Origin of the sequence: Sporosarcina aquimarina (assembly GCF_023715615.1) — a bacterium.
GTDB lineage: Bacteria > Bacillota > Bacilli > Bacillales_A > Planococcaceae > Sporosarcina > Sporosarcina aquimarina_A.
Genome location: NZ_JAMBOM010000028.1, coordinates 1 through 385, shown reverse-complemented (window position 1 = coordinate 385; position 385 = coordinate 1). Strand labels below are relative to the sequence as shown.

Below are 385 nucleotides of genomic sequence, written 5' to 3'. Positions count from 1 at the left end.
CCCATTACGCAAGTAAGTAAGATCCCTCAAAGATGATGAGGTGGATAGGTCTGGTGTGGAAGCATGGCGACATGTGGAGCTGACAGATACTAATCGATCGAGGACTTTCCCAAATTATAGTTAGAGAGCCGTAAGGCTGTCTTGAGTTTTCAATGTTGGTTTTATCCAGTTTTGAATGAACAAATTGTTCTTTCAAAAAAAGACTTGTATATTACATAGTTTGTAGTATATAATATAAATTGTCTTTGAAAAAAGACAAGCACACTTGTCTGGTAATGATGGCGAAGAGGTCACACCCGTTCCCATACCGAACACGGAAGTTAAGTTCTTCAGCGCCGATGGTAGTAGGGGGCTTCCCCCTGTGAGAGTAGGACGTTGCCAGGCA

2 rRNA genes are annotated in these 385 nt (G+C 42.3%); both read left to right on the top strand.

The features are described from left to right. Nucleotides 1-113, top strand: a 23S ribosomal RNA gene (locus tag M3197_RS17250); the annotation flags it as partial. Between the two features lie 155 nt (nt 114-268). Then, a 5S ribosomal RNA gene (rrf, locus tag M3197_RS17245) occupies nt 269-384 on the top strand. Nucleotide 385 lies beyond the last annotated feature (1 nt).